At 64.2% G+C, this 20,023-nt stretch carries 17 protein-coding genes and 2 tRNA genes; 8 read left to right on the top strand and 11 right to left on the bottom strand.

All coding sequences use genetic code 11. The annotated features are described in order from the left end of the window. Position 1: 1 nt before the first annotated feature. Positions 2-1,471 (bottom strand): MocR-like pyridoxine biosynthesis transcription factor PdxR, encoded by a 1,470-nt coding sequence (gene pdxR / locus ACNA0R_RS25470; RefSeq protein WP_415828866.1) that lies wholly within the window; start codon positions 1,469-1,471, stop codon positions 2-4. 190 nt (positions 1,472-1,661) lie between these two features. Here pdxR and gabT point away from each other — a divergent pair, with 190 nt between their 5' ends. Beyond that, a complete protein-coding gene (gene gabT, locus ACNA0R_RS25475) occupies positions 1,662-2,924 on the top strand; it encodes a 4-aminobutyrate--2-oxoglutarate transaminase (RefSeq protein ID WP_415828867.1) in 1,263 nt (420 codons plus the stop codon). A 121-nt stretch (positions 2,925-3,045) separates the two neighbouring features. Here gabT and ACNA0R_RS25480 read toward each other — a convergent pair. The 4 genes from ACNA0R_RS25480 to ACNA0R_RS25495 all read right to left on the bottom strand — a co-directional run bounded on the left by ACNA0R_RS25480 (position 3,046) and on the right by ACNA0R_RS25495 (position 5,750). Further along, positions 3,046-3,130: transfer RNA gene (locus tag ACNA0R_RS25480), tRNA-Leu, on the bottom strand. A 125-nt stretch (positions 3,131-3,255) separates the two neighbouring features. Further along, complete coding sequence (gene secG / locus ACNA0R_RS25485) at positions 3,256-3,747, bottom strand: preprotein translocase subunit SecG (protein WP_415828868.1); 492 nt, start codon at positions 3,745-3,747, stop codon at positions 3,256-3,258. A 20-nt stretch (positions 3,748-3,767) separates the two neighbouring features. Then, the gene (gene tpiA, locus ACNA0R_RS25490; protein ID WP_415828869.1) at positions 3,768-4,562 is read right to left on the bottom strand and encodes a triose-phosphate isomerase; all 795 of its coding nucleotides are present in this window, start codon (positions 4,560-4,562) and stop codon (positions 3,768-3,770) included. A gap of 204 nt (positions 4,563-4,766) precedes the next feature. Then, positions 4,767-5,750 (bottom strand): NAD(P)H-quinone oxidoreductase, encoded by a 984-nt coding sequence (locus ACNA0R_RS25495; RefSeq protein ID WP_415828870.1) that lies wholly within the window; start codon positions 5,748-5,750, stop codon positions 4,767-4,769. A 231-nt stretch (positions 5,751-5,981) separates the two neighbouring features. Here ACNA0R_RS25495 and ACNA0R_RS25500 point away from each other — a divergent pair, with 231 nt between their 5' ends. The 3 genes from ACNA0R_RS25500 to ACNA0R_RS25510 all read left to right on the top strand — a co-directional run bounded on the left by ACNA0R_RS25500 (position 5,982) and on the right by ACNA0R_RS25510 (position 9,355). Next, positions 5,982-6,296, top strand: coding sequence for a putative signal transducing protein (locus ACNA0R_RS25500; protein WP_415828871.1), 315 nt, complete (start codon positions 5,982-5,984; stop codon positions 6,294-6,296). A 241-nt stretch (positions 6,297-6,537) separates the two neighbouring features. Further along, the gene (locus ACNA0R_RS25505) at positions 6,538-8,334 is read left to right on the top strand and encodes a thiamine pyrophosphate-requiring protein (protein WP_415828872.1); all 1,797 of its coding nucleotides are present in this window, start codon (positions 6,538-6,540) and stop codon (positions 8,332-8,334) included. A gap of 16 nt (positions 8,335-8,350) precedes the next feature. Then, a complete protein-coding gene (locus tag ACNA0R_RS25510; protein WP_415828873.1) occupies positions 8,351-9,355 on the top strand; it encodes an SDR family oxidoreductase in 1,005 nt (334 codons plus the stop codon). Between the two features lie 453 nt (positions 9,356-9,808). Here ACNA0R_RS25510 and ACNA0R_RS25515 read toward each other — a convergent pair whose 3' ends face one another. Next, positions 9,809-10,258 (bottom strand): hypothetical protein, encoded by a 450-nt coding sequence (locus ACNA0R_RS25515; protein ID WP_415828874.1) that lies wholly within the window; start codon positions 10,256-10,258, stop codon positions 9,809-9,811. Positions 10,259-10,605: 347 nt separating this feature from the next. Here ACNA0R_RS25515 and ACNA0R_RS25520 point away from each other — a divergent pair. Continuing rightward, positions 10,606-10,694, top strand: a tRNA-Leu gene (locus ACNA0R_RS25520). Positions 10,695-11,183: 489 nt separating this feature from the next. Here ACNA0R_RS25520 and ACNA0R_RS25525 read toward each other — a convergent pair. Continuing rightward, entirely contained in the window at positions 11,184-11,486 is a 303-nt protein-coding gene (locus tag ACNA0R_RS25525) for a hypothetical protein (protein ID WP_415828875.1), read from the bottom strand. A 105-nt stretch (positions 11,487-11,591) separates the two neighbouring features. Here ACNA0R_RS25525 and ACNA0R_RS25530 point away from each other — a divergent pair, with 105 nt between their 5' ends. Both ACNA0R_RS25530 and ACNA0R_RS25535 read left to right on the top strand, forming a co-directional pair. Further along, entirely contained in the window at positions 11,592-12,410 is an 819-nt protein-coding gene (locus ACNA0R_RS25530; protein ID WP_415828876.1) for a type IV toxin-antitoxin system AbiEi family antitoxin domain-containing protein, read from the top strand. Next, entirely contained in the window at positions 12,407-13,288 is an 882-nt protein-coding gene (locus ACNA0R_RS25535) for a nucleotidyl transferase AbiEii/AbiGii toxin family protein (RefSeq protein ID WP_415828877.1), read from the top strand. The genes ACNA0R_RS25530 and ACNA0R_RS25535 overlap by 4 nt, the downstream gene beginning before the upstream one ends. 179 nt (positions 13,289-13,467) lie before the next feature. Here ACNA0R_RS25535 and ACNA0R_RS25540 read toward each other — a convergent pair whose 3' ends face one another. The 3 genes from ACNA0R_RS25540 to ACNA0R_RS25550 form a co-directional block, all read right to left on the bottom strand. Continuing rightward, positions 13,468-14,274: an aspartate dehydrogenase gene (locus ACNA0R_RS25540; protein WP_415828878.1), complete on the bottom strand. Its 807-nt coding sequence runs from the start codon at positions 14,272-14,274 to the stop codon at positions 13,468-13,470. A 90-nt stretch (positions 14,275-14,364) separates the two neighbouring features. After that, positions 14,365-15,372: a LysR substrate-binding domain-containing protein gene (locus ACNA0R_RS25545; RefSeq protein ID WP_415828879.1), complete on the bottom strand. Its 1,008-nt coding sequence runs from the start codon at positions 15,370-15,372 to the stop codon at positions 14,365-14,367. Positions 15,373-15,407: 35 nt separating this feature from the next. Then, positions 15,408-16,394, bottom strand: coding sequence for a Bug family tripartite tricarboxylate transporter substrate binding protein (locus ACNA0R_RS25550; protein ID WP_415828880.1), 987 nt, complete (start codon positions 16,392-16,394; stop codon positions 15,408-15,410). A 480-nt stretch (positions 16,395-16,874) separates the two neighbouring features. Between ACNA0R_RS25550 and ACNA0R_RS25555 the strand changes: the two genes are divergently transcribed. After that, on the top strand, positions 16,875-18,515 hold the full coding sequence (locus ACNA0R_RS25555; RefSeq protein WP_415828881.1) for a methyl-accepting chemotaxis protein: 1,641 nt from the start codon (positions 16,875-16,877) through the stop codon (positions 18,513-18,515). A 156-nt stretch (positions 18,516-18,671) separates the two neighbouring features. Here the strand turns inward: ACNA0R_RS25555 and ACNA0R_RS25560 are convergent, their stop codons facing one another. Then, complete coding sequence (locus ACNA0R_RS25560; RefSeq protein ID WP_415828882.1) at positions 18,672-19,895, bottom strand: PepSY-associated TM helix domain-containing protein; 1,224 nt, start codon at positions 19,893-19,895, stop codon at positions 18,672-18,674. Between the last annotated feature and the right edge of the window lie 128 nt (positions 19,896-20,023).

Raw genomic sequence — 20,023 nt, forward strand, 5'->3', positions numbered from 1 at the left:
TTCATGCCGCGTCTACCACGTCGCGGAGCACCGCGAACGACGAAGGGATGCGGGCCTGCGGTACGCATGCATAGCCGAGGATGAGACCCTGGCGCGCTCCGCGCCGCGTAGCGTAATAGCCGCTGAGCGCGCGCACCATGATTCCCGCCGCCGCGGCGCGCCGCGCCACGTCGCTGTCATCACGTATCCCGGGGAGTGCCAGCACGAGGTGCAGGCCGGCGTCGTCGCCCAGAACCGGAAACCGGTCCCCGTAACTATCGCGGATCGCTGCAAGCAGGGTGTCACGGCGCTGCTGATACAGCCCGCGCATGCGACGAATATGCGAGGCCAGGTGGCCTTCATCGATGAATTCGCCCAACGTCGCCTGCGCCATCATCTGGCCTTCCCGGTATAGCTCGGCAATGCCTTTGGCGAACAGCTCGGCGATGGCTTCCGGGACGACCATGTACCCCACGCGCATGCCGGGAAAAAGCACCTTGCTGAAGCTGCTGACGTAGATGACTTGTCCGTCCTGGTCCAGTCCCTGCAAGGACGCCAGAGGGCCGATGCCGTAACGGAACTCGCTATCGTAGTCGTCCTCGATGATCCAGCAGCCGTGCATGCGGGCGTACTGCAATAGTGTGCGCCGGCGCTGCAGGCTCATCACGCAACCCAGCGGATACTGGTGTGACGGTGTACAGATGATGAGCCGTGGCGGACGGCCAAGCTGGCGAGCCGAGGGGTTCATCCCCTCGGCGTCGACGGCGATCGGCACGGGCTTCAATCCCGACGACAACAATAGGGTGCGCACACCCCAGTAGCAGGGGTCTTCGACCCAGACCTCATCGCCGACGTCGCACAGCAGACGGATCGCCAGGTCCACGGATTGGTGGATTCCCGTGGTGACGATGATCTGCTCCGGCGCGCAGGTCGCCGCCCGCGATACGCGCAGATAACTGGCGATCGCCCGCCGCAAGGGCGGATATCCGCCGCCCGGCGCGTAGGTCATCAGTTCCTGTCGGCCATGGCGCCAGATCCGGTTCTGCAGCCGGCTCCATGTGCGGCTCGGGAACTCCGTGACGTCCGGCACGCCAGGCATGAAGGCGCCCCACTGGGTGCGGGCCACGCTGGCCATTTCGATGGTACGGCGGCCCCGTTCCGATAGCCGCCGCATGCCGCTGGCCGGGCGACGCAACGGAGCCCTGGCCGCCGGCAGGGATCCAGGAGGCCTGGTGTCGGCGACGTAGGTGCCGCTGCCGGTTCGCGATTCCACATAGCCCTCCACCTGCAACTGCTCGTAGACCTGGATCGCGGTATTGCGCGCGATGGACAAGTCCGCGGCCAGTACACGGGAGGCCGGCAGCCGGAGCCCTGGCGCGAGCCGGCCTTCCAGGATGGCTGACTGCAGCAGCCGGGCCAGCCGGCGATAGGCCGGTTCGCTCGAAGGCTCCGCCAACTGCGCCTTCAACCATTCGCTCAGCATGGCGTCCAATCGGTGCTCCCTGGTGTCGGTAGGATCGCGGCAGTCGCTCCCTGACGCTGAAGTGGTTCCATGCCTTTTCCAGGAATGGCTCTATCGCCGGGGGCCAATTCGGATGATACTGCATGCCGCACGGCGGCCCACATGCCGCGGCTCATCGGCGCCAGCCCTGGCGCCGGCCAATGTCGTACAGGGAACAGAGATGAAGAACGAATCGTTGCAACAGCGGCGCCTGGCGGCGTCGCCACGTGGCATCGGCGTCGCGTGTCACTTCTACGCGGACAAGGCGCTGAATGCCGAACTGTGGGATGTGGAGGGTCGCCGATACATCGACTTCGCCGCCGGTATCGCCGTCCTGAACACCGGTCATCGCCATCCGCGCGTGACGCGGGCTGTCGCCACTCAGCTGGAGCGCTTCACGCATACCGCCTACCAGGTCGTGCCCTACGAGTCCTATGTCTCCCTGGCCGAACGCATCAATGCGCTGAGTCCTGGCGCGCACGCCAAGAAGACCGCTTTCTTTACGACGGGCGCCGAGGCCGTCGAAAACGCCGTCAAGATCGCGCGCGCCGCTACCGGCCGTCCGGCGGTGATCGCTTTCGGCGGCGCCTTTCATGGCCGGACGTTGCTGACGATGGCGCTGACGGGAAAGGTCGCGCCCTACAAAGTCGGTTTCGGGCCGTTTCCCGCGGATGTTTACCACGTGCCCTTCCCCAACGCCCTGCAGGGCGTCACGCCTAATGACTCGCTGCAAGCCCTGCAGCGCCTGTTCAAATTCGATGTGGAGCCCAGCCGCGTGGCCGCAATCATCATCGAGCCGGTGCAGGGAGAGGGCGGCTTCAATCCGGTGCCCGTGGCGCTCATGCAGGCGCTGCGCGCGCTCTGCGACGAGCACGGCATCCTCCTGATCGCGGATGAAGTTCAGACCGGTTTCGCTCGAACGGGGAAACTGTTCGCCATGGAGCATTTCGGGGTAGTGCCCGACATCATGACCTTCGCCAAGAGCCTGGCCGGCGGCTTGCCGCTATCCGGCGTGTGCGGTCGCGCCGAGATCATGGACGCGCCGGCGCCGGGCGGGTTGGGCGGCACCTATGCGGGTAATCCGCTGGCCGTCGCGGCGGCGCATGCCGTGTTGGACGTCATCGCCGAAGAAGACCTGGCCGCGCGTGCCCAGGCGCTGGGCGACCGGCTCAAGACGCGCCTATCCGCCTTGCGTCCGCGGGTCCCGCAGATCGCTGAAATACGAGGTTTGGGCGGCATGGTGGCTGTCGAGTTCAGCGACGCATCCGGCGCGCCGGATGCGGAATTCACAAGTGCAGTCCAGCAACGGGCGCTGCGCAACGGACTGCTGCTACTGACCTGCGGCGTGTATGGCAACGTCATACGCTTTCTTTTCCCGCTGACGATCGAAGACGCCATATTCGAAGAAGCGCTGGACATCCTGGAGGCGAGCCTGCTGGCCTGACCGAAGGCAACTGAGGCCGAGGCGCGGAGACAACACGGAACCTCCGGAGCAACAAAAAACCCGCAGAACCTGGTGTTCATGCGGGTTTCTGGACAATCCGGGACTTTCTGGAACTGTATCTTGGTGCCGACGGCGAGACTCGAACTCGCACAGCTTTCGCCACTACCCCCTCAAGATAGCGTGTCTACCAATTTCACCACGTCGGCTTGGCTTCGCAACGCACCGTGTACGACTGTGGAGCCTGAGCCCCAAGCCGCCCATCCGGGGCGTGGAAAGACCGAGATTCTAACACGCCCGGCGTCGTGTCGCCGCCGGGCGGAAACCACCAAACTTACTTCGCGGGCGTGGCCGGTTTAACGGGCGCGGCCGGGGCGGCGGGCGCTTGCGGCACGGACGCGTCGGGTTTGGCCGGGGCGGTCTGCGCGGGCGCGGCGCCGGTCGACGGGACGTTGCTGCCAGGCACCGACGCATCACCCTGCGGAGCCGGCACGGCCGCGCCACCCGGCGCCTGCGGCACGGACTTATCGGCCGGCGCCTGATAACCCGACATCACACCCGAATCCAGCGTCGCCGGCTGCTCGACGCCCTTGTGCGTGACATAAGCCAGACCAGCGGTCGTCGCGAAGAACACCACGGCGGCCCATTTCGTCGTGCGCGACAGGAAGTTGGCCGCGCCCGAGGCGCCGAACAGGCTGCCGGCTGAGCCGGTGCCAAAGGCCGAGCCCATATCGGCGCCCTTGCCTTGCTGCAGCAGGACCAGAATGATGATGGCCAGTGCGGACAGCACCTGCACGATCATCAGCGCGGAAAGCATCAAAGACATTACTTGCTCCAGACGGAAACTTAGATTGCGGCGATGCGCAGGAATTCATCGGCCACCAGCGACGCGCCGCCCACCAGGGCGCCGTCGATATCGGGCATGGCGAACAGCTCGGCGGCATTGGCCGCCTTGACGCTGCCGCCGTACAGGATGCGGACGCCCGGCACGCCCAGGCCGCGCAGGGCGACGCGGATGGCGCCGTGGACTTCCTGCGCCTGCTCCGGCGTGGCGGTGCGGCCGGTGCCGATGGCCCAGACGGGTTCGTAGGCCAGCACGGTATGGATAAGCGCCTGGGCGCCCAGCGCCAGGACGGGTTCCAGCTGGCGTTCGATGACGCCCAGCGTGTTGCCGCCTTCGCGCTCGGCCAGCGTTTCGCCGACGCAGACGACGGGGGTCAGGCCAGCGGCCAGGGCGGTCTTGGCCTTTTCGGCGACCAGCTCGTCCGTTTCGCCGTGCATGGCGCGGCGCTCGGAGTGGCCGGCAAGCACCCAGCGGCAGCCGAAGTCCTTCAGCATAGCGGCGGAGACCTCGCCGGTGTAGGCGCCCTTCTCGTGCACGCTGATGTCCTGCGCGCCCCACGAAACGGCGCTGCCGTCGAGCAGGGCCTGCGTCTGGGCCAGGTAGGGGAACGGCACGCAGACGCCGACCTGGCAGGTGCCGGCCCCGGCGCGGGCGCGCAGGGCGTCCAGCAACGCGGCGTTCTCCGCCAGGCTGCCGTGCATTTTCCAGTTGCCCAGGACGAGGCGCGCGCGGGCGGCGCCGGCGGGCGTCTGGCTGGCGGCATCGGCCGGCGTGTCACGGCGATCGTCTGTGCTCATCGTTATGGGCGTCCGTTATGGGCGGTCCGTTATCGGCGTCGCGGCAGGGTTGGCCGCGCGGGTGGTCCGCGCGGCGGGATTCAAGGTCAGGCCACCGGAAAAATCCGGGTCAAACCCGCGATTGTATCGTGTTTGGCGGCCATCGGTATACGGGATGACCGTGGACCGGGGCACGGGCTTGTCCCACGCCCCGGCGGTTGGGCGTCAGCCCTGCACGGTCAGGATGATTTTCCCGATCTGCTCGCCCGCTTCCATCATGGCGTGCGCCTGGGCCGCCTGCTCCAGCGGGAAGGTGGCGTGAATGATGGGCTTGATCTTGCCGCTCTCCAGCAAGGGCCAGACATGCTGGCGCAGGCGTGCGGCGATTTCACCCTTGAAGTCCACGGGGCGCGGCCGCAAGGTGGAACCCGTGATGGTCAGCCGGCGGCGCATGACCTGGCCGAAGTCCACATTGCCGTGGTTGCCGCCCAGCGTGGCGATGAGGACGATGCGGCCTTCGTCGGCCAGGCACTGGATGTCGCGGGCGATGTAGTCGCCGGCGACCATGTCCAGGATGACGTTGACGCCGGCGCCGCCGGTGGCATCGAGCACTTCCTTGACGAAGTCCTGGTCGCGGTAATTGATCCCCTTGGCGGCGCCGAGTTTCTCGATCGCGCGGGCGCGGTCGTCGCTGCCGGCGGTGCCGTAGACCTTGTGGCCCATGGCGCTGGCCAGCTGGATGGCCGTGGTGCCGATGCCGCTGGCGCCGCCATGGACCAGCAGGCTTTCGCCGGCGGCCAGGTGGCCGCGGTCGAAGACGTTGCTCCAGACGGTGAAGTAGGTTTCCGGCAGGCCGGCGGCCTCGATTTCCGACAGGCCCTTCGGAATCGGCAAGCATTGCTGGACCGGTGCAAGGCAGTACTCGGCATAGCCGCCGCCCGCGACCAGGGCGCAAACCTTGTCGCCGATGGCATAGCCACCCACGGCCGCGTCGCCGCCGACGATTTCACCGGCGATCTCAAGGCCGGGCAGGTCCGATGCGCCGCGCGGCGGCGGATAGGAGCCTTTGCGCTGGAAGGTGTCCGGTCGATTGACGCCGGCCGCGGAGACCTTGATCAATACTTCTCCAGGGCCGGGCTCGGGCGTGGGCCGCTGGACGGGTACGAGCACTTCGGGTCCACCGGGGCGGGAGATTTCAACGGCGAGCATGGGCGGGCTCCTTTGTTGTCCTGGACGAAAACCTCGATTATCGCGCCTTGGATCGCTGATGGTGAATGCTGAACGCGCACTCCGCCTCATGGACGGCAGCCGCTGCGCCGCGCCGTGCACAGGGCTCGTCCACACAGCCAGGCCCGGTCGATAGCGCGCGGCTGGGCGCTCGGCAGCCGCGGTGCCGGCCTTGGTCTATCATTCCGACCACCGTATCGGCTCCTTGTTCCCATGATCCGGCTCACGCGCGCGCCTGATTTGCTGATCGCCCAGCACTGGATGAACCTGCTGGCGCAGGCCCGCATCGCCTGCGAACTGCATAACCAATATCTCCTGGGCGCGATCGGCGAGATCCCCGCCGATCAGTGCGGACCTGAGATCTGGCTGAAACACGAACGTGATCTCGAGTTGGCCATGCGCATCATCGACGCCGGCTGGCGTGAGCCGGGCCAGTCCCAGGCCAACTGGTGCTGCGCATCCTGCGAGGAATGGTCGGAGCCGCAATTTACGCTCTGCTGGCAATGCGGAGCGCCGCGGGAAGATTAATTACCAGAGTCAAGTACCAGAGTTAAGTACCAAAGCGCCGGGGCGTGCCCTGGGCGAGACTCCCCTACGCCGTCCATACCGGTATTGCCGATCAGGCGGTAGCGGCCAAGTAGGTACAAGGCTTGCTGAACCGAACCTCCGATAACGATGCGTACGCCGCCACGAGCGGCCCCGCAATCGCAACATGACGCGGACGTACGGCCGATGCAGATCCCGGGCGTTCGCTTTCCCGGAGCAAGCCATGTCAGCCACTGTCGGAGACTTCATCGTCGAACGTCTGCACGCCTGGGGCGTGCGCCGCATCTACGGCTATCCCGGAGACGGCATCAACGGCGTATTCGGCGCCCTGAGCCGCGCCCAGGGAAAGATCGAATTCATCCAGGCGCGCCACGAGGAAATGGCCGCCTTCATGGCCTCGGCCCACGCCAAATTCACCGGTGAACTGGGCGTATGCATTGCCACGTCCGGCCCGGGTGCCTCGCACCTGATCACCGGCATGTATGACGCGCGCATGGACCATATGCCGATGCTGGCCATCGTCGGCCAACAGGCACGCGCGGCGCTGGGCGGCCATTACCAGCAGGAACTGGATCTGGTCTCCATGTTCAAGGACGTGGCGGCCGGCTTCGTGCAGCAGGCCAGCGTGCCCGCGCAAGTGCGCCATCTGGTCGACCGCGCGATACGCACCGCCATCGGCCAGAAGCTCGTAACGGCGCTGGTGCTGCCCAACGACCTGCAGGACCTGCCGTACGAAGAGCCCGCCCGCAAGCACGGCACCGTCCATTCCGGCGTCGGCTATCGCGAACCGCGCACGGTGCCCTACCCCGAGGACCTGCGCCGCGCGGCGGACGTGCTGAATGCCGGAAAGAAGGTGGCCATCCTGGTCGGCGCGGGCGCCCTGCACGCCACCGACGAAGTCATCGCCGTGGCCGACAAACTCGGCGCGGGCGTCGCCAAGGCACTGCTCGGCAAGGCCGCCTTGCCGGACGATCTGCCATGGGTCACGGGCTCCATCGGCCTGCTGGGCACGGAGCCCAGCTACAAGCTGATGACCGAGTGCGACACGCTGCTGATGATAGGCTCGGGCTTCCCGTACTCTGAATTCATGCCCAAGGAAGGCCAGGCGCGCGGCGTACAGATCGATATCAAGCCGGACATGCTCAGCCTGCGCTATCCGATGGAAGTCAACCTGGTCGGTGATAGCAGGGAAACCCTGCGCGAGCTGCTGTCGCTGCTGCAACCGCGTCCCGATACCAAATGGCGCGAGACCATCGAAGGCTGGACCGCCGATTGGTGGAAGAAGCTGGAACAACGCGCATTGGCCGATGCCGAAGGCGGCGTCAATCCGCAACGCACGATATGGGAGCTGTCGCCCCGCGTCCCCGCCGACGCGATCGTGACCAGCGACTCGGGCTCCGTCGCCAACTGGTATGCGCGCGACCTGAAGGTACAGCGCGGCATGATGTGTTCGCTGTCCGGCGGACTGGCATCCATGGGCGCCGCCGTGCCTTACGCCATCGCCGCCAAGTTCGCCTATCCGCAACGCCCGGTCATCGCGCTGGTGGGCGACGGCGCCATGCAAATGAACAACATGGCCGAACTGATCACCGTCGCCAAGTACTGGAAGCAATGGGGCGACCCGCGCTGGATCTGCATGGTCCTCAACAACGGCGACCTGAACCAGGTGACGTGGGAACAGCGTGTCATGGAAGGCGATCCCAAGTTCGAGGCCTCGCAGAACATTCCTTCCGTGCCCTATCACCAGTTCGCCGAGTCCATCGGCTTGCGTGGCATCTATGTCGATCGCGCGGACGCGATGGGGGCCGCGTGGGACCAGGCATTCGCCTCGGATCGCCCCGTGGTGATCGAAGTCAAGAGCGATCCCAATGTGCCGCCTCTGCCGCCACATATCACGATGGCCCAGGCCAAGGCCTTCGCCAGCACGCTGATGAAGGGCGATCCGGACCAGGGGCACGTGCTGCTGAATACGGCCAAGCAGGTGCTGGGCAGCGTGCTGCCCGGGAACAAAGACAAATAGTGCCTTGAGGTTGCCTATGATGTTTCGCCGCAAACATCCCATCAAAACAGTAGTGATCACCGGCGCGAGCGCCGGCGTGGGCCGCGCCGCGGCGCTGGCGTTCGCGCGCCAGGGCGCGGACGTCGCCCTGCTGGCGCGCGATGCCGATGCCCTGGCCGCGGCCGCCGGGGAAGTGCGCGAGCACGGCGTGCGCGCCCTGGCCATTCCGGTCGACGTCAGCGACGCCAAAGCCATCGACCGCGCGGCCGAGCAGGTGGAGAACGAACTGGGGCCGATCGATGTCTGGGTGAACAACGCCATGCTGACGGTGTTCTCACCGTTTTCCAAACTGACCCCGGAAGAGTTCGCGCGCGTGACGGAGGTCACCTACCTGGGCCAGGTCTACGGCACGATGGCCGCCCTGCGCCATATGCGGCGCCGCGATCGCGGCACCATCGTGCAGGTGGGTTCGGCCCTGGCCTATCGCGCTATTCCGCTGCAATCCGCCTATTGCGGCGCCAAGCACGGCGTGCGCGGGTTCACCGATTCGCTGCGCAGCGAACTGATGCACGACCGCAGCCGCATCCACGTGACGATGGTGCAGATGCCAGCCTTGAACACGCCGCAGTTCGATTGGGCGAAGTCACACGTACATTATGCGCCGCAGCCCGTGCCGCCGATCTTCCAGCCGGAAGTGGCGGCGCGCGCCATCGTCTGGGCAGCGCGCCATCGCCGGCGCGAGCTTTATGTCGGCATGCCTTCGATCAAGGCGATCGTTGCCAACAAGTTTTTTCCGGGATTGTTGGACTGGTATTTGGCGCGCACCAACTATGAGGCCCAGCGGCGCAAGCCATTGGCGCCAGCCACGCGGGTGGACAATCTGTGGCGACCGGTTTCCGGGCTGCATGAAACGCATGGGTCGTTCGATGACCGAGCCCAGGCGCACAGTGCGGCATTGTGGGCATCGACGCACCGCCCGATTGTGATCGGCGCGGGTATGGCGCTGGGTGCGTTGCTTTGGGCTGCGCTCAGGAAGCACTGAAGAGCTGGCGGAAGGTGTGAGATTCGAACTCACGAGGGCCGTGAAGCCCCGCCGGTTTTCCTTACCCCTATGGCTTTCGCCACCAGGTCCGGCCTGATCTGGCCGCACTGTTTGCGGGTCTGGACTTTGCCTTCACCATGGTCCCGCGCCGACGCGGGACTTTAGGTGGGAGCCGTCAAGTCTCTACACGTTATCGATGCGTTGAATCATCGACCTTCGCTCGGCGTTACCTCGGAAGCGTCCAGGGGCTTCGCCGAATTTGACTCCTTACATCCAACGGGTTTCCCCGCGGGCGCTCGATTGAACAAGACCGGTGCATTCAACCACTCTGCCAACCTTCCACGGGCGGCATTGTATCGGATTCGCCGGGCCGCCTCTAGGCGCTTGCGTGCAGGCCGTTCTCCCGGCCGATGCAGAGCAGCGGAAGCAGCGAATAAGCGGCATTGATGCGTATCAGCTGGCGTCGATCCATACGAAAAGGCAGGGATCGCCAAACGGTGGTGTGCCGGGATTGTGCTCTGTCAAGGATATCGCTCCGCCCAATGATTTCGCACACTGCCAAAATCTATTCCCGAAGTCACCGGAGATGACTTGGACGACCATCGCATAGCCAGCGGGAGGTTGATCGGTGGGAGCCAAGAGTTCGCCACTAAACGGAACGGATGTGTCGGACGCACCGGCATACAGCAATGGAATGCCAGGCTGATAGCCGAGATAGATAGCGGGATCGCTTTGCGACCGCAAGATTCCGTCGTTCTGCCATACGAAAACGCATGCGGGATCCTGTGGCGACGCCCCGTTCGCGATCACCTGTCCCTCACCATTCGGCAGCTTCAGGTACTTACCGTTCGCCGTCGCATAAATAGCGACCTTGTGGCCATCATCGGGAAACTGCGGTTTCATCGTGCCTCTCCTCTGCTGTTGCTGGTGCCGGTACTGGCAGCCCTCCGCGCAAATCCCCGCATCCGGTCGTTCCGAGGGCTGGCTGAGACGTACAGATGCAGATCCGGTAGAGGGATCGGCCGGTTCGCGAATCAACGGGATATTGCGGCTTTCCTGCTTCTGCTGTCCGATATCGTCACCGGCCACGGCGGTGTGCGCCTTTGCTTTGGCGAAATTGCTTTTGCTTTATGAGTCGATTGTTCCCACGGCCGGAAGCGGGTGAGCCTTCAATCGAACGCCTTTGGATGGCCGCGGGCCGGGGACAGGTACAATCCCGTTCCCGGCCCGCAGCCCACGCCGCGCGCCCTGCCCGAGTGGTGAAATTGGTAGACACAGAGGACTTAAAATCCTCCGGCTTTAATCGGCCGTACCGGTTCGATTCCGGTCTCGGGCACCAAATACGCGGGTTCCCAGCGTAGTTCCCACTCTCGAAGTCCCAAACGTTCCGCAAATATTCCGCGAGACGTTCCGCAATAAACTACGCTGGGAAACTTGTCGTCGAATCAAGCGGTTGCCGCACCCGCGAGGGTGCGTCATGTATGAGGCCCTTAAGGAGGGCAACGACGGTGACGTCGGCGGCAGCCTTAAGGGCCTTGTGAACGTCCGCGACGTGCGCAGCGTCATCAGGACGGCCCCCGCCGGCGAAGCCAGTGGAGATGGCCGCTACATCCCATACCACTCGTCCAACCCAAAGCAGCGGCCGCCCAAAAGGCGCCCGCTGCTTTGGATGCTTCCCGATGCTCGTTCTACGTGGGCACAGCCCCCTGGAGACGGGAACGATCCCATGAACATATGCCACTTCCGCTCTGGCCCTGGGCGGCATGCAAGCCAGGATCCAGGTGCCCCAGTTTCATAATGCAGAATCCCTCTGCATCAAACCGGTAGGTTAACCAGCTGGACGCTCGTAGTCCTCACCGACGGGATCCATCGGCCCCTCGAATTTGAGGACCGAACCGCGAAGGATCTCTATTGGCTCGGGTTCGACCGTCGTGCAGGTTCGGATTTCGATTGCCGGTGTGCCTTGATCTGCACCCTCGGCCACCTCCGGAACACTCAACGTGCGCTGCCCGCGCGGCGCTTCGGCCTTGAACACCCGCGCCGGTTGCACCTTGGAATCGTCGCAGCGAATGGCCGTCGCTTGTTTCAAGCTGGTGAGCAACCCATTAGATAGCGTGTCGTCTTTTCTCATGATGACAGGTCCCACTTCCAGTTGGCGCCATACTTGAGTAGAGCGCCTCCCCAAATCATATGCACAAAACAACCAAAATAGTTAGTTTTTGAATATAATCTGGGAATGGCCAAGCTTGAGCAATACATGGAGAAGTCACTCTCCCAAGGCCGCGCTTACTTCCTGCGGGAAGAAGCGCTGGAGGCGCTCGGTTCGTCGCCTGAAAGTCTGAACATGGCGCTGATGCGTCAAGCCAGGAAGGGCCGTTTGGCGAGCCCCCGGCAAGGCTTCTATCTGATCCTCCGCCCGGAGGATCGGGCCTTCGGCGCGCCCGACCCGGCACGCTGGATCGATCCGCTGATGAAGTTCCTCCAGGTCGATTATCGCATCGCATTGCTGCGTGCAGCCACGTTCCACGGTGCTTCGCATCAGGCGTCGATGGTGTTTCAGGTGATCGCGCCGAAGCAGATGCGCAGTGTCGAGATTGGCCGGCACCGTCTGGAGTTCGTCTATCAAAGTCCCTCGGCCTTCGCCAAGGTCAATCAGCCGGAATGGCTGGACTCCCTGAAAAGCGATGCGGGCTTTGCGAAGGTCGCCGGTATCGAATTGACGCTGCTCGATTGCATGCGCTATTTCCACAAGGCAGGAGGCATCAACGGCGTGGCCCAGATCGTGAAGGATCTGGGCGCGCAGGCGCGATCGGACAAACTGGCCAAGCTCGCCGCGCGCTACGAAAACTCATCCGTGCGCCGGCTCGGCTACTTGCTGGAATATATGCACCATATGCGGCAAGCCAATGCTTTGCGACCTTACGCCAAAAAGGCCAAGACGGCCATTTTGCTGGACCCTTCCGTGAAACCTTTGACCGAAGGACTGTCGGGGTTGTATGAGAAGGAACCGCAATGGCGGCTGATCCTCAATGAATCTGTAGAGGTTGATTTTTGATTCCCCAATCCTATCTCCAGGCATGGAGCGCAAAGGCGCCATGGCCTGACTTCCGCCAGGTCGAACAGGATCTCATCATCTGCCGTGCGCTATGCGATTTGTTCAATGCGCCCGCGCTGCGCGGCAAGATTGCATTTCGCGGTGGCACTGCGATCCACAAGCTTTTGTTTCCAACGCCGCTTCGCTATTCCGAAGACATCGATCTGGTACAGACGCAGCCCGAGCCCATAGGTTCAACGGTCGATGCTATTCGTGAAGCACTCTCATGGCTGGGCAAGTGCACCCGAGAGCAGGCGGGGCATTCCATGCACATGGTGTTCAAGTTCACGCCGGAAGCCGACGCGCAGTCCACCCTGAAGCTAAAAGTCGAGATCAATACTCGCGAACACGAAGACCTGTTCGGTATCCGTCGCTATCCCTTCGCGGTGGAGAATGACTGGTATCAAGGCAAGACCGAAATTGCGTCCTTCGAACCTGAAGAACTATTTGGCACGAAGCTGCGGGCACTCTTGCAACGGCGTAAGAACCGCGATCTGTTCGACCTCGGAGAAGGGCTGAAAGTACTGGCTTTGGATGCTGACAAATTGGTGGCCAGCTTCGACCATTACCTTGCGCTCGAAGGCAAGCCCATCACGCGCGCGATGGCCGAACAGCGCATGTTGGAGAAGCTGACGCGCAGCCTGACGGAAGACATCGCGCCGCTGTTGCCCGCCGGCGTGCGTTTTGGCGACGAAGACGCTTTAAATGTCTTTGAAGGTGTTTGGACCGGCTTGATCGTACGACTCAAGGGCGATGCATGGAAGTCAACGGAAAAGGTGGTCGCGGAGCTCCGTGAGAGGGGGTATCCGAGATTGCTGGTCGGCCACGATCAACGCTGATTCGTCCAACACCATTTGGTCCCAACCTCCCGGGGCCGGGGACTGACCCGCACGACCTGGTCGCCGGGCACGTACCGCGTGTGCTGCTCCATTTCCTTTTGGACTGCCTCCCAAGCCGCTGCGCTTTCCATTGCGGCATCGAAGCGCCGCAGGATGCGGACGGCCCCGGGCCGCCCCGCCTACGTTCCGACGCGCAACGGGCCGTTTAGCTTGCGCAGCACCGACAACACGCTCTGCGCGGTGATCCGGCCGGTTTTGGGATTTTCCGAAGGAATGTTCTGGATCTCCATCGAAAAAGATGCGGAATCCGAATCCACCTCGACGCGATGGATATTGCGTTCCAGCTTGGGATCGGCCCAGATTTCCAGGGTCGTGCGGTCCGGCCCGATACCAGCCAGCGAGACGCTGACGGCCACGTTCAGGTTGGCCGGAAAGCCGATCGCCGCCTCGCGCGGTGATCCGCGGAATACCCGTGTCGGCTCGGTGATGCCGGAAATGTCGATGCCGTGCGTTTCCAGGTAAGGCGCCCCCAGCAGACCGCGCACGGGCTTGCGGGTAATCATGGTGACAGAATGGATCCGGCCTTCCGCCGCGGCCGTCAGGGCGTCCAACCCCAGGATGGCGCCGGACGGAACGAGTATCTGGCCCTGGCTGGCACGCGCCAGCTCGATCAGGTCCGGGTGCGACAGCAGCGCGCCCGAACTGAGGACGACGACCTTCTTGCCGGCCTGCAGCATGGGACGCACGGCTTGTTCGAACACGGCTGCCGGGGCGCATTCGACCACCACGTCGCACAGGGGTTCCAGGCCGTCCAGCGTGGTGAACAACGGCGGTTGACCCTTCCATTCGAAGGCCGCGTGGCGGCGCGGATCGCGCACCGCGATCGCGGCCAGCGAAAGTCCGGGCACCGCACCGGCGTCCAGCGACCTGGCCACCGATTTGCCGATGGCGCCGAAACCGGCGATGCCGACACGAATTCCGTTCATATGCATTCCTGGTTCAAAGTTGGAAAAAGACGCCCGCGGAACCAGACCGGCCGATTCGATCCCGCGCGGCAATATGAAAAGGGGCGCGCGTCATGGGGCGCGCTCCGGCGCATCGGCGAGGGCGCGCTCGCCGGCCCCTTGCAGGGAGGCGCGCGCTTCGGCCAGCACCCAGGCGCGGAAAGTCTGGATGGCGGGCCGCTCCAGCGACACGTCCTGCGCCAGCAGGTAGTATTCGCCCGCGCTTTTGACGGGCCGCTCGGGACGGTATGGCACGACAAGTTCGCCGCGCCCGGGGTAGCCGTCGATCAGCACGTCGGGAACCAGCGCGACCCCCTTATGCTCCTGCGCGGCGCGCAATGCAATATAGAAGTGGCCGACGTCCAGGCCCGGCCGGCGCGCCGGCAGCGACTCGCCCTGCGCGCGCAACCAGTCGCGCCAGGCGTTCGGCCGGCTGGCGGTATGGATGAGTTGGAAGGTGGTCAGGTCGGCGAGCGATTCAACGGGGCCTCCCTGTTCGTACAGCCGCCGCGACATCACGGGCACCAGCACGTCGTCGAACAGGTAGTCGGCGCAAATGCCATCCCAGCGCTGCACCAGGGTCAGGTCTATTCCGGGCAGCCCGCGCGGATAATGGCGGCCGGCCAGGGGACCGACGCGGATGGCGATATCGACGCCGTCGGCCTGCATGTCCAGCGGACGGATATCGGAAACCACGCGGACTTCGATATGGCGATGGGTGGAGGTGAAGGACGCCAGCCGCGGCATGAGCCAGAGCTGTCCGATGGTCGGAATCGTGCTTACGATCAGCACCTCGTTGCGATCGCGATCCAGCATCTGCCGGGTTGCGTTCTCCAGGTCGGACAGCACGCGGCGGCACGCCTCGAAGTACTGGATGCCGTCGGCCGTGAGCTCCACCTTGCGCGACTGTCGCACGAACAGCTTCTTGCCCAGGTAGGCTTCCAGCTTGCGCACTTGCAGGCTGACCGCGCTTTGCGTCACCGCCAGCTCATCGGCCGCGAGGGTGAAGGAACCATGACGTGCCGCGGCCTCGAACGATCGGACGGAGGACAAGGAAGGCAGATTGCGCGTAAAGGCCATCGACAACCTGCTCCACGGCGTTATGGTGACCGGCGTTATTGCATTTCAATATGGGCGTCCTTGATGACCCCCGCCCAGGTAACGTTCTCTTCCTGCACGTAGCGGGTGAACGCCTGCCGGTCCATCGTCAGCGGATCGATGCCCCCCGCGCGGAACTTGGCCTGCAGCTCGGGGGATTTCATCGCGGCGGTCAGCGCGGCACTCAATTTGGCGACGATGGGTTCCGGCGTACCGGCGGCCACGAACAGGCCGAACCAGGTGCTGGCATTGTAGTCGACCCCCAGTTCCTTCAGGGTCGGCACATCGGGCAAGGCGGCCGAGCGCACGTCCGTCGTGATGGCCAAAGGCCGCACGCGACCGGCCTTGACGTTGGCTAGCGTGGTGGGCAGGGGATCCACGAGCAGGGCGATCTGGCCGCCGATCAGGTCGACCGTGGCCGGGGCGCCGCCCTTGTACGGGATATGGCGGAAATGCGTGCCCGCGCGGATGTTCAGCAACTCGGCCTGCATGTGGTGGCTGGTGCCGAAGCCGGCGGAGCCATAGTCCAGCGACCCCGGCTTGGCCTTGTCTGCCGCCACCAGGTCGGCGAACTTCTTGTAAGGAGAATTGGCCGACACGATGACGACGCTGGGCACGGAGGCGATGCCACCGACCGGAATCAGGTCCTTGGACGTGTAACCCGCGCTCTTGTACAGGTGCGGCGCCACCGCCATCGTGCTAGCCGCGCCCAGCAACAGGGTATAGCCGTCGGGCGGGCTGTTGAGCGCCGAAACGGTGCCTATCGTGCCGCCAGCGCCCGGCTTGTTCTCGATGACGATGTTGCCTTTCAGCGTCGCCGACAACGCATTGAACAACTCACGGCCGATGATGTCGTTGATGCCGCCCGCCGGAAAAGGCACGACGGCGCGAACGGGTCGGGACGGATAATCGTCCTGCGCCCTGGCCGCGCCGGGCAGGACCAGGGCGGCAAGCGCGGCACACAATCCGACGCCAAGGCCGAGCAATCGCTGGGTGATACGCATGTTGGAACTCCGCGGTTGGGCTGGCGCCGGACGGCGGCCAGTGAGCAACGGCGAGTCTAGAAGCCTCGGCGGCGCGTGACAAACGACTAAAAGACGGCCGAGCGCGAGAAAATCTTATGCACCAGCCTGGCCGTCCGCACCATACCGGGGCCCCCGATTACCGTCGGGCTCAGCCGCCCGGACCGCTTCTCCAGGCAGCATCCGGGATCTCGGCTGGTGACGAGGTTTGCTTGCCGGCCGGCAACGCCGGAATCCATGGCCCGTGCGCCATTTGTAACGTTCGTAGCCATTCCAAATGGCGGCGTGTGTTGCAAATTTGTCTCCATGAAGAGACATTCACGTAAATTTCCCCTTCCCCATCAAATAGTTAACGTAGAATCGAAATCGCATGTCGCATGATTATTTGTAATATTTCCATGCTGGAAGCGACATATTTGTATTTTTTTGAAATATATCTGCCTAGGCTGGGAGAGGCCTACCATGGACTTCCTATCGAATATCAGAATCGGCACCCGCCTGGCGATCGGCTTCGTGCTAGTGCTCGCGCTTTCCATCGGCTCCACCGCATTCGCCCTGATCGAGGCACGCCATAACGCCGCGGAAACGCGGCTGATGATGGAGAAGCCGTTGACAAAGGAGCGCATCACGGCCGACTGGTATGTCTTCATCTATTCCGCGATCGCGCGCACGGCGTTGATCGCGAAAAGCACCGATGGCACCTTGTCCGATGTTTTCGCCGACGTCATCGCCGACAGCGTCAAACAAGGGGGCGCCTTGCTGAAGAGCCTGGAGGAGCTGATCTCCAACGACGAGGAGCGGAAGCTCTACCAAACGTCGGTGGATCGCCGCAACGCCTACCAGAAAGTGAAGAACGAGGTCATGGCCGCCAAGATGTCCGGCGACGCGGCGAAAGCGGACCGCGTGTACACGCAGTCGTTCCTCCCCACGGCCAAGGCCTATCAGGAAAGTGTGCAAGCCTTCCTTGCCTATCAGCGCAAGCAGATCAATGCGATCTCGACCGACATCGCCGCCGCCAACGAACGCAGCATGGAGTTGCTGATACTGCTCAGCGTCCTGCTGGTCGTGTTGGGCGCGGCCTGCGCCGTGGTCATCACGCGCAGCATCACGCGCCCATTGCGATCGGCGATCGCCGTGGCGAACCGCGCCGCCGAAGGAGACTTGACCGCGCGGATCGCCCCGGCTTCGAAGGACGAGATCGGCGACCTGATACGCGCCATGGAAACGATGAGCCGTGGCTTGAAACAGATCGTCCGTGACGTCAAGTCCGGTACCGAGCTGATCAACAACGCCTCGGCCGAGATCGCCAGCGGCAATCTCGATCTGTCCTCACGCACCGAGCAGCAAGCCGCGTCGCTGGAGGAAACCGCCGCCTCGATGGAAGAACTGACCGCGACCGTCAAGCAGAACGCGGAAAACGCCCGGCAGGCCAACCAGCTGGCCGTGTCGGCTTCCCAGGTCGCCGCCCGCGGCGGCGCGGTCGTCAAGAACATGATCTCGACGATGGGCGCGATCGACGGGTCGTCACGCAAGATCGTGGACATCATCGGCGTCATCGACGGCATCGCGTTCCAGACGAACATCCTGGCGCTGAACGCGGCGGTCGAAGCGGCACGCGCGGGCGAACAGGGGCGCGGCTTCGCCGTTGTCGCCAGCGAGGTGCGCAATCTGGCACAGCGTTCGGCATCGGCCGCGAAAGAGATCAAGTCCCTGATCGACGACTCCGTCAGCAATGTGGTCGCGGGCAACAAGCTGGTCGCGGAAACCGGCGGCACAATGGATGAAGTCGTCGGCAACATCCGGCAGCTGGCCGAGATGATGAACGAGATCGTGGCGGCCAGCCAGGAACAAAGTACCGGCATTGAACAGGTCAATATCGCGATCAGCCAGATGGACCAGGCCACGCAGCAGAACGCCGCATTGGTCGAACAGGCGGCGGCGGCCTCGCAATCCCTGCGCGACCAGGCGGATACGCTGGGACGCGTCGTCAGCGTATTCAGGATCGATGCAGCGGATACCGCCGACGCCTCCGCCTTGGGAACGCCAAGGCTTGCGCACACGCTGCTTCCGCGATCGGGGGATGCCTACACAGCGGCTGCCTGAGCCGCGCCGGCGGCGACACGCAAGGGCGGGGGCGGCGGCGCCACCGGCGCCACGATGCCGAACTGTTTCGGCTCCCGGGCCGAAAGCTTCCGACCAGCCTTCGATGGCGAACTTCGACACGAAGTCGTTGAGCGGACGACCTTGCGTGGACCAAGCCTAGTCGATCGCACGCATCGCCATCAGAACGAACCAGGCCGCCAGCAGGCCCCCGCATGCCCAGCGCCACTTGCCCATGCCGCCCCACGCAGCCGCCCAGAATGACGACTGCCTGGCGGCAGCGCCCGTCCGCCTGAACGCCGCGCGTGCTGCTTCGGTGGCACGTATTCCATAGAGATAGGCGCCCGTCAGCGAAAGGCCGGTCAACATCAGCCCGAAAACAAACCATAGCCAGCGCACGGGCCACCCGCCGAACGTCCCGAAATGCAGTGGGTCAGCCATCTCACCGACGCGCTGGTGCAGGCTCATGTCCGTGCCGGCATTGCGGCCAGCGATCTCGCCGGTGGAGATATCCACGGCGACCGCATTGGCACGTTCACGCAGCAGCCAGCCTTCCGCCTGGCCTTCGATCAACAGCGTTTTCCCGTCCGGCGTCAGGCGAATGTTCGTTACTTGCAGCGCGGGCCAGGCGTCCCGCGCGGCGGATACCGCACGGTCGACGTTGCCAGCGGTGAGCCTCGCGTGTTTCGCCTGTCCCTTGATCTGCGCGATTGCGGGAGGAAGCGGGGCCCGGCCACCCAACGATTCGATCAGGTACCACGCGCCCGTCGCGCCTATCACTGCCATGAAGCCCAGGCTCCAGACTCCGATCAACCGATGTACGTCTCCCCAGGTCAGGCGAGGCTTGCCCTTGCGGGGCCACACGAAAAAACCTCGCCACCATCGCTTGTAGATAAAGAGGCTGCTCACCAGCATCAGCAGCAGAGGGACCGACAGCGAGGCCACCAGCGTCAGGCCATACGAAATGGGCAGCATCAATCTGCGGTGGGTGTCGCGCAGCCAGCGCTGGGCGCTCCACCAAGTCGACTCGCCCGTCACCTGCCCCGTATAGGGGTTCACCCAGACACGCAGGAGTTCGCCATCCGGCTTGCGCATGAGCGCCTGCGCGGCGAAGCGCTCCGCGTGCGGCGCGCTCAGGCTGCGCAGGCGCAAATCAGGATGGGCCTGTTGCGCGGCGGCGATCATCTCGCCCCAGCTGGCCTGCCCTTCCCGCGGGGTCACGCGCATCGCCGGTTCGATCACCCAATCGATCTCGGCGGCGATCACAGCCAGGGTACCCGTACAGAAAATAAAGCTCAGCAGGATGCAGAGCTTGAGCCCGATCCAGCTGTGCAGCTCGAACCAAAGGCGGCGCCCAGCCGGGCGCGCCCGCGTTGCGGGCATACGCACGGCAGGCGATTCGATCGATCGTAAAGGAGAGGTCATGAGCGTGAACAGGTTCGCTTGAGCACCAGCAACGCCACTCGCGGGCCCGACGCGGCCGTCTCAAGCAAATTCCAATTTAAAACACA

It is taken from the genome of Bordetella sputigena, from assembly GCF_965137885.1.
Taxonomy (GTDB): domain Bacteria; phylum Pseudomonadota; class Gammaproteobacteria; order Burkholderiales; family Burkholderiaceae_B; genus Bordetella_C; species Bordetella_C sputigena.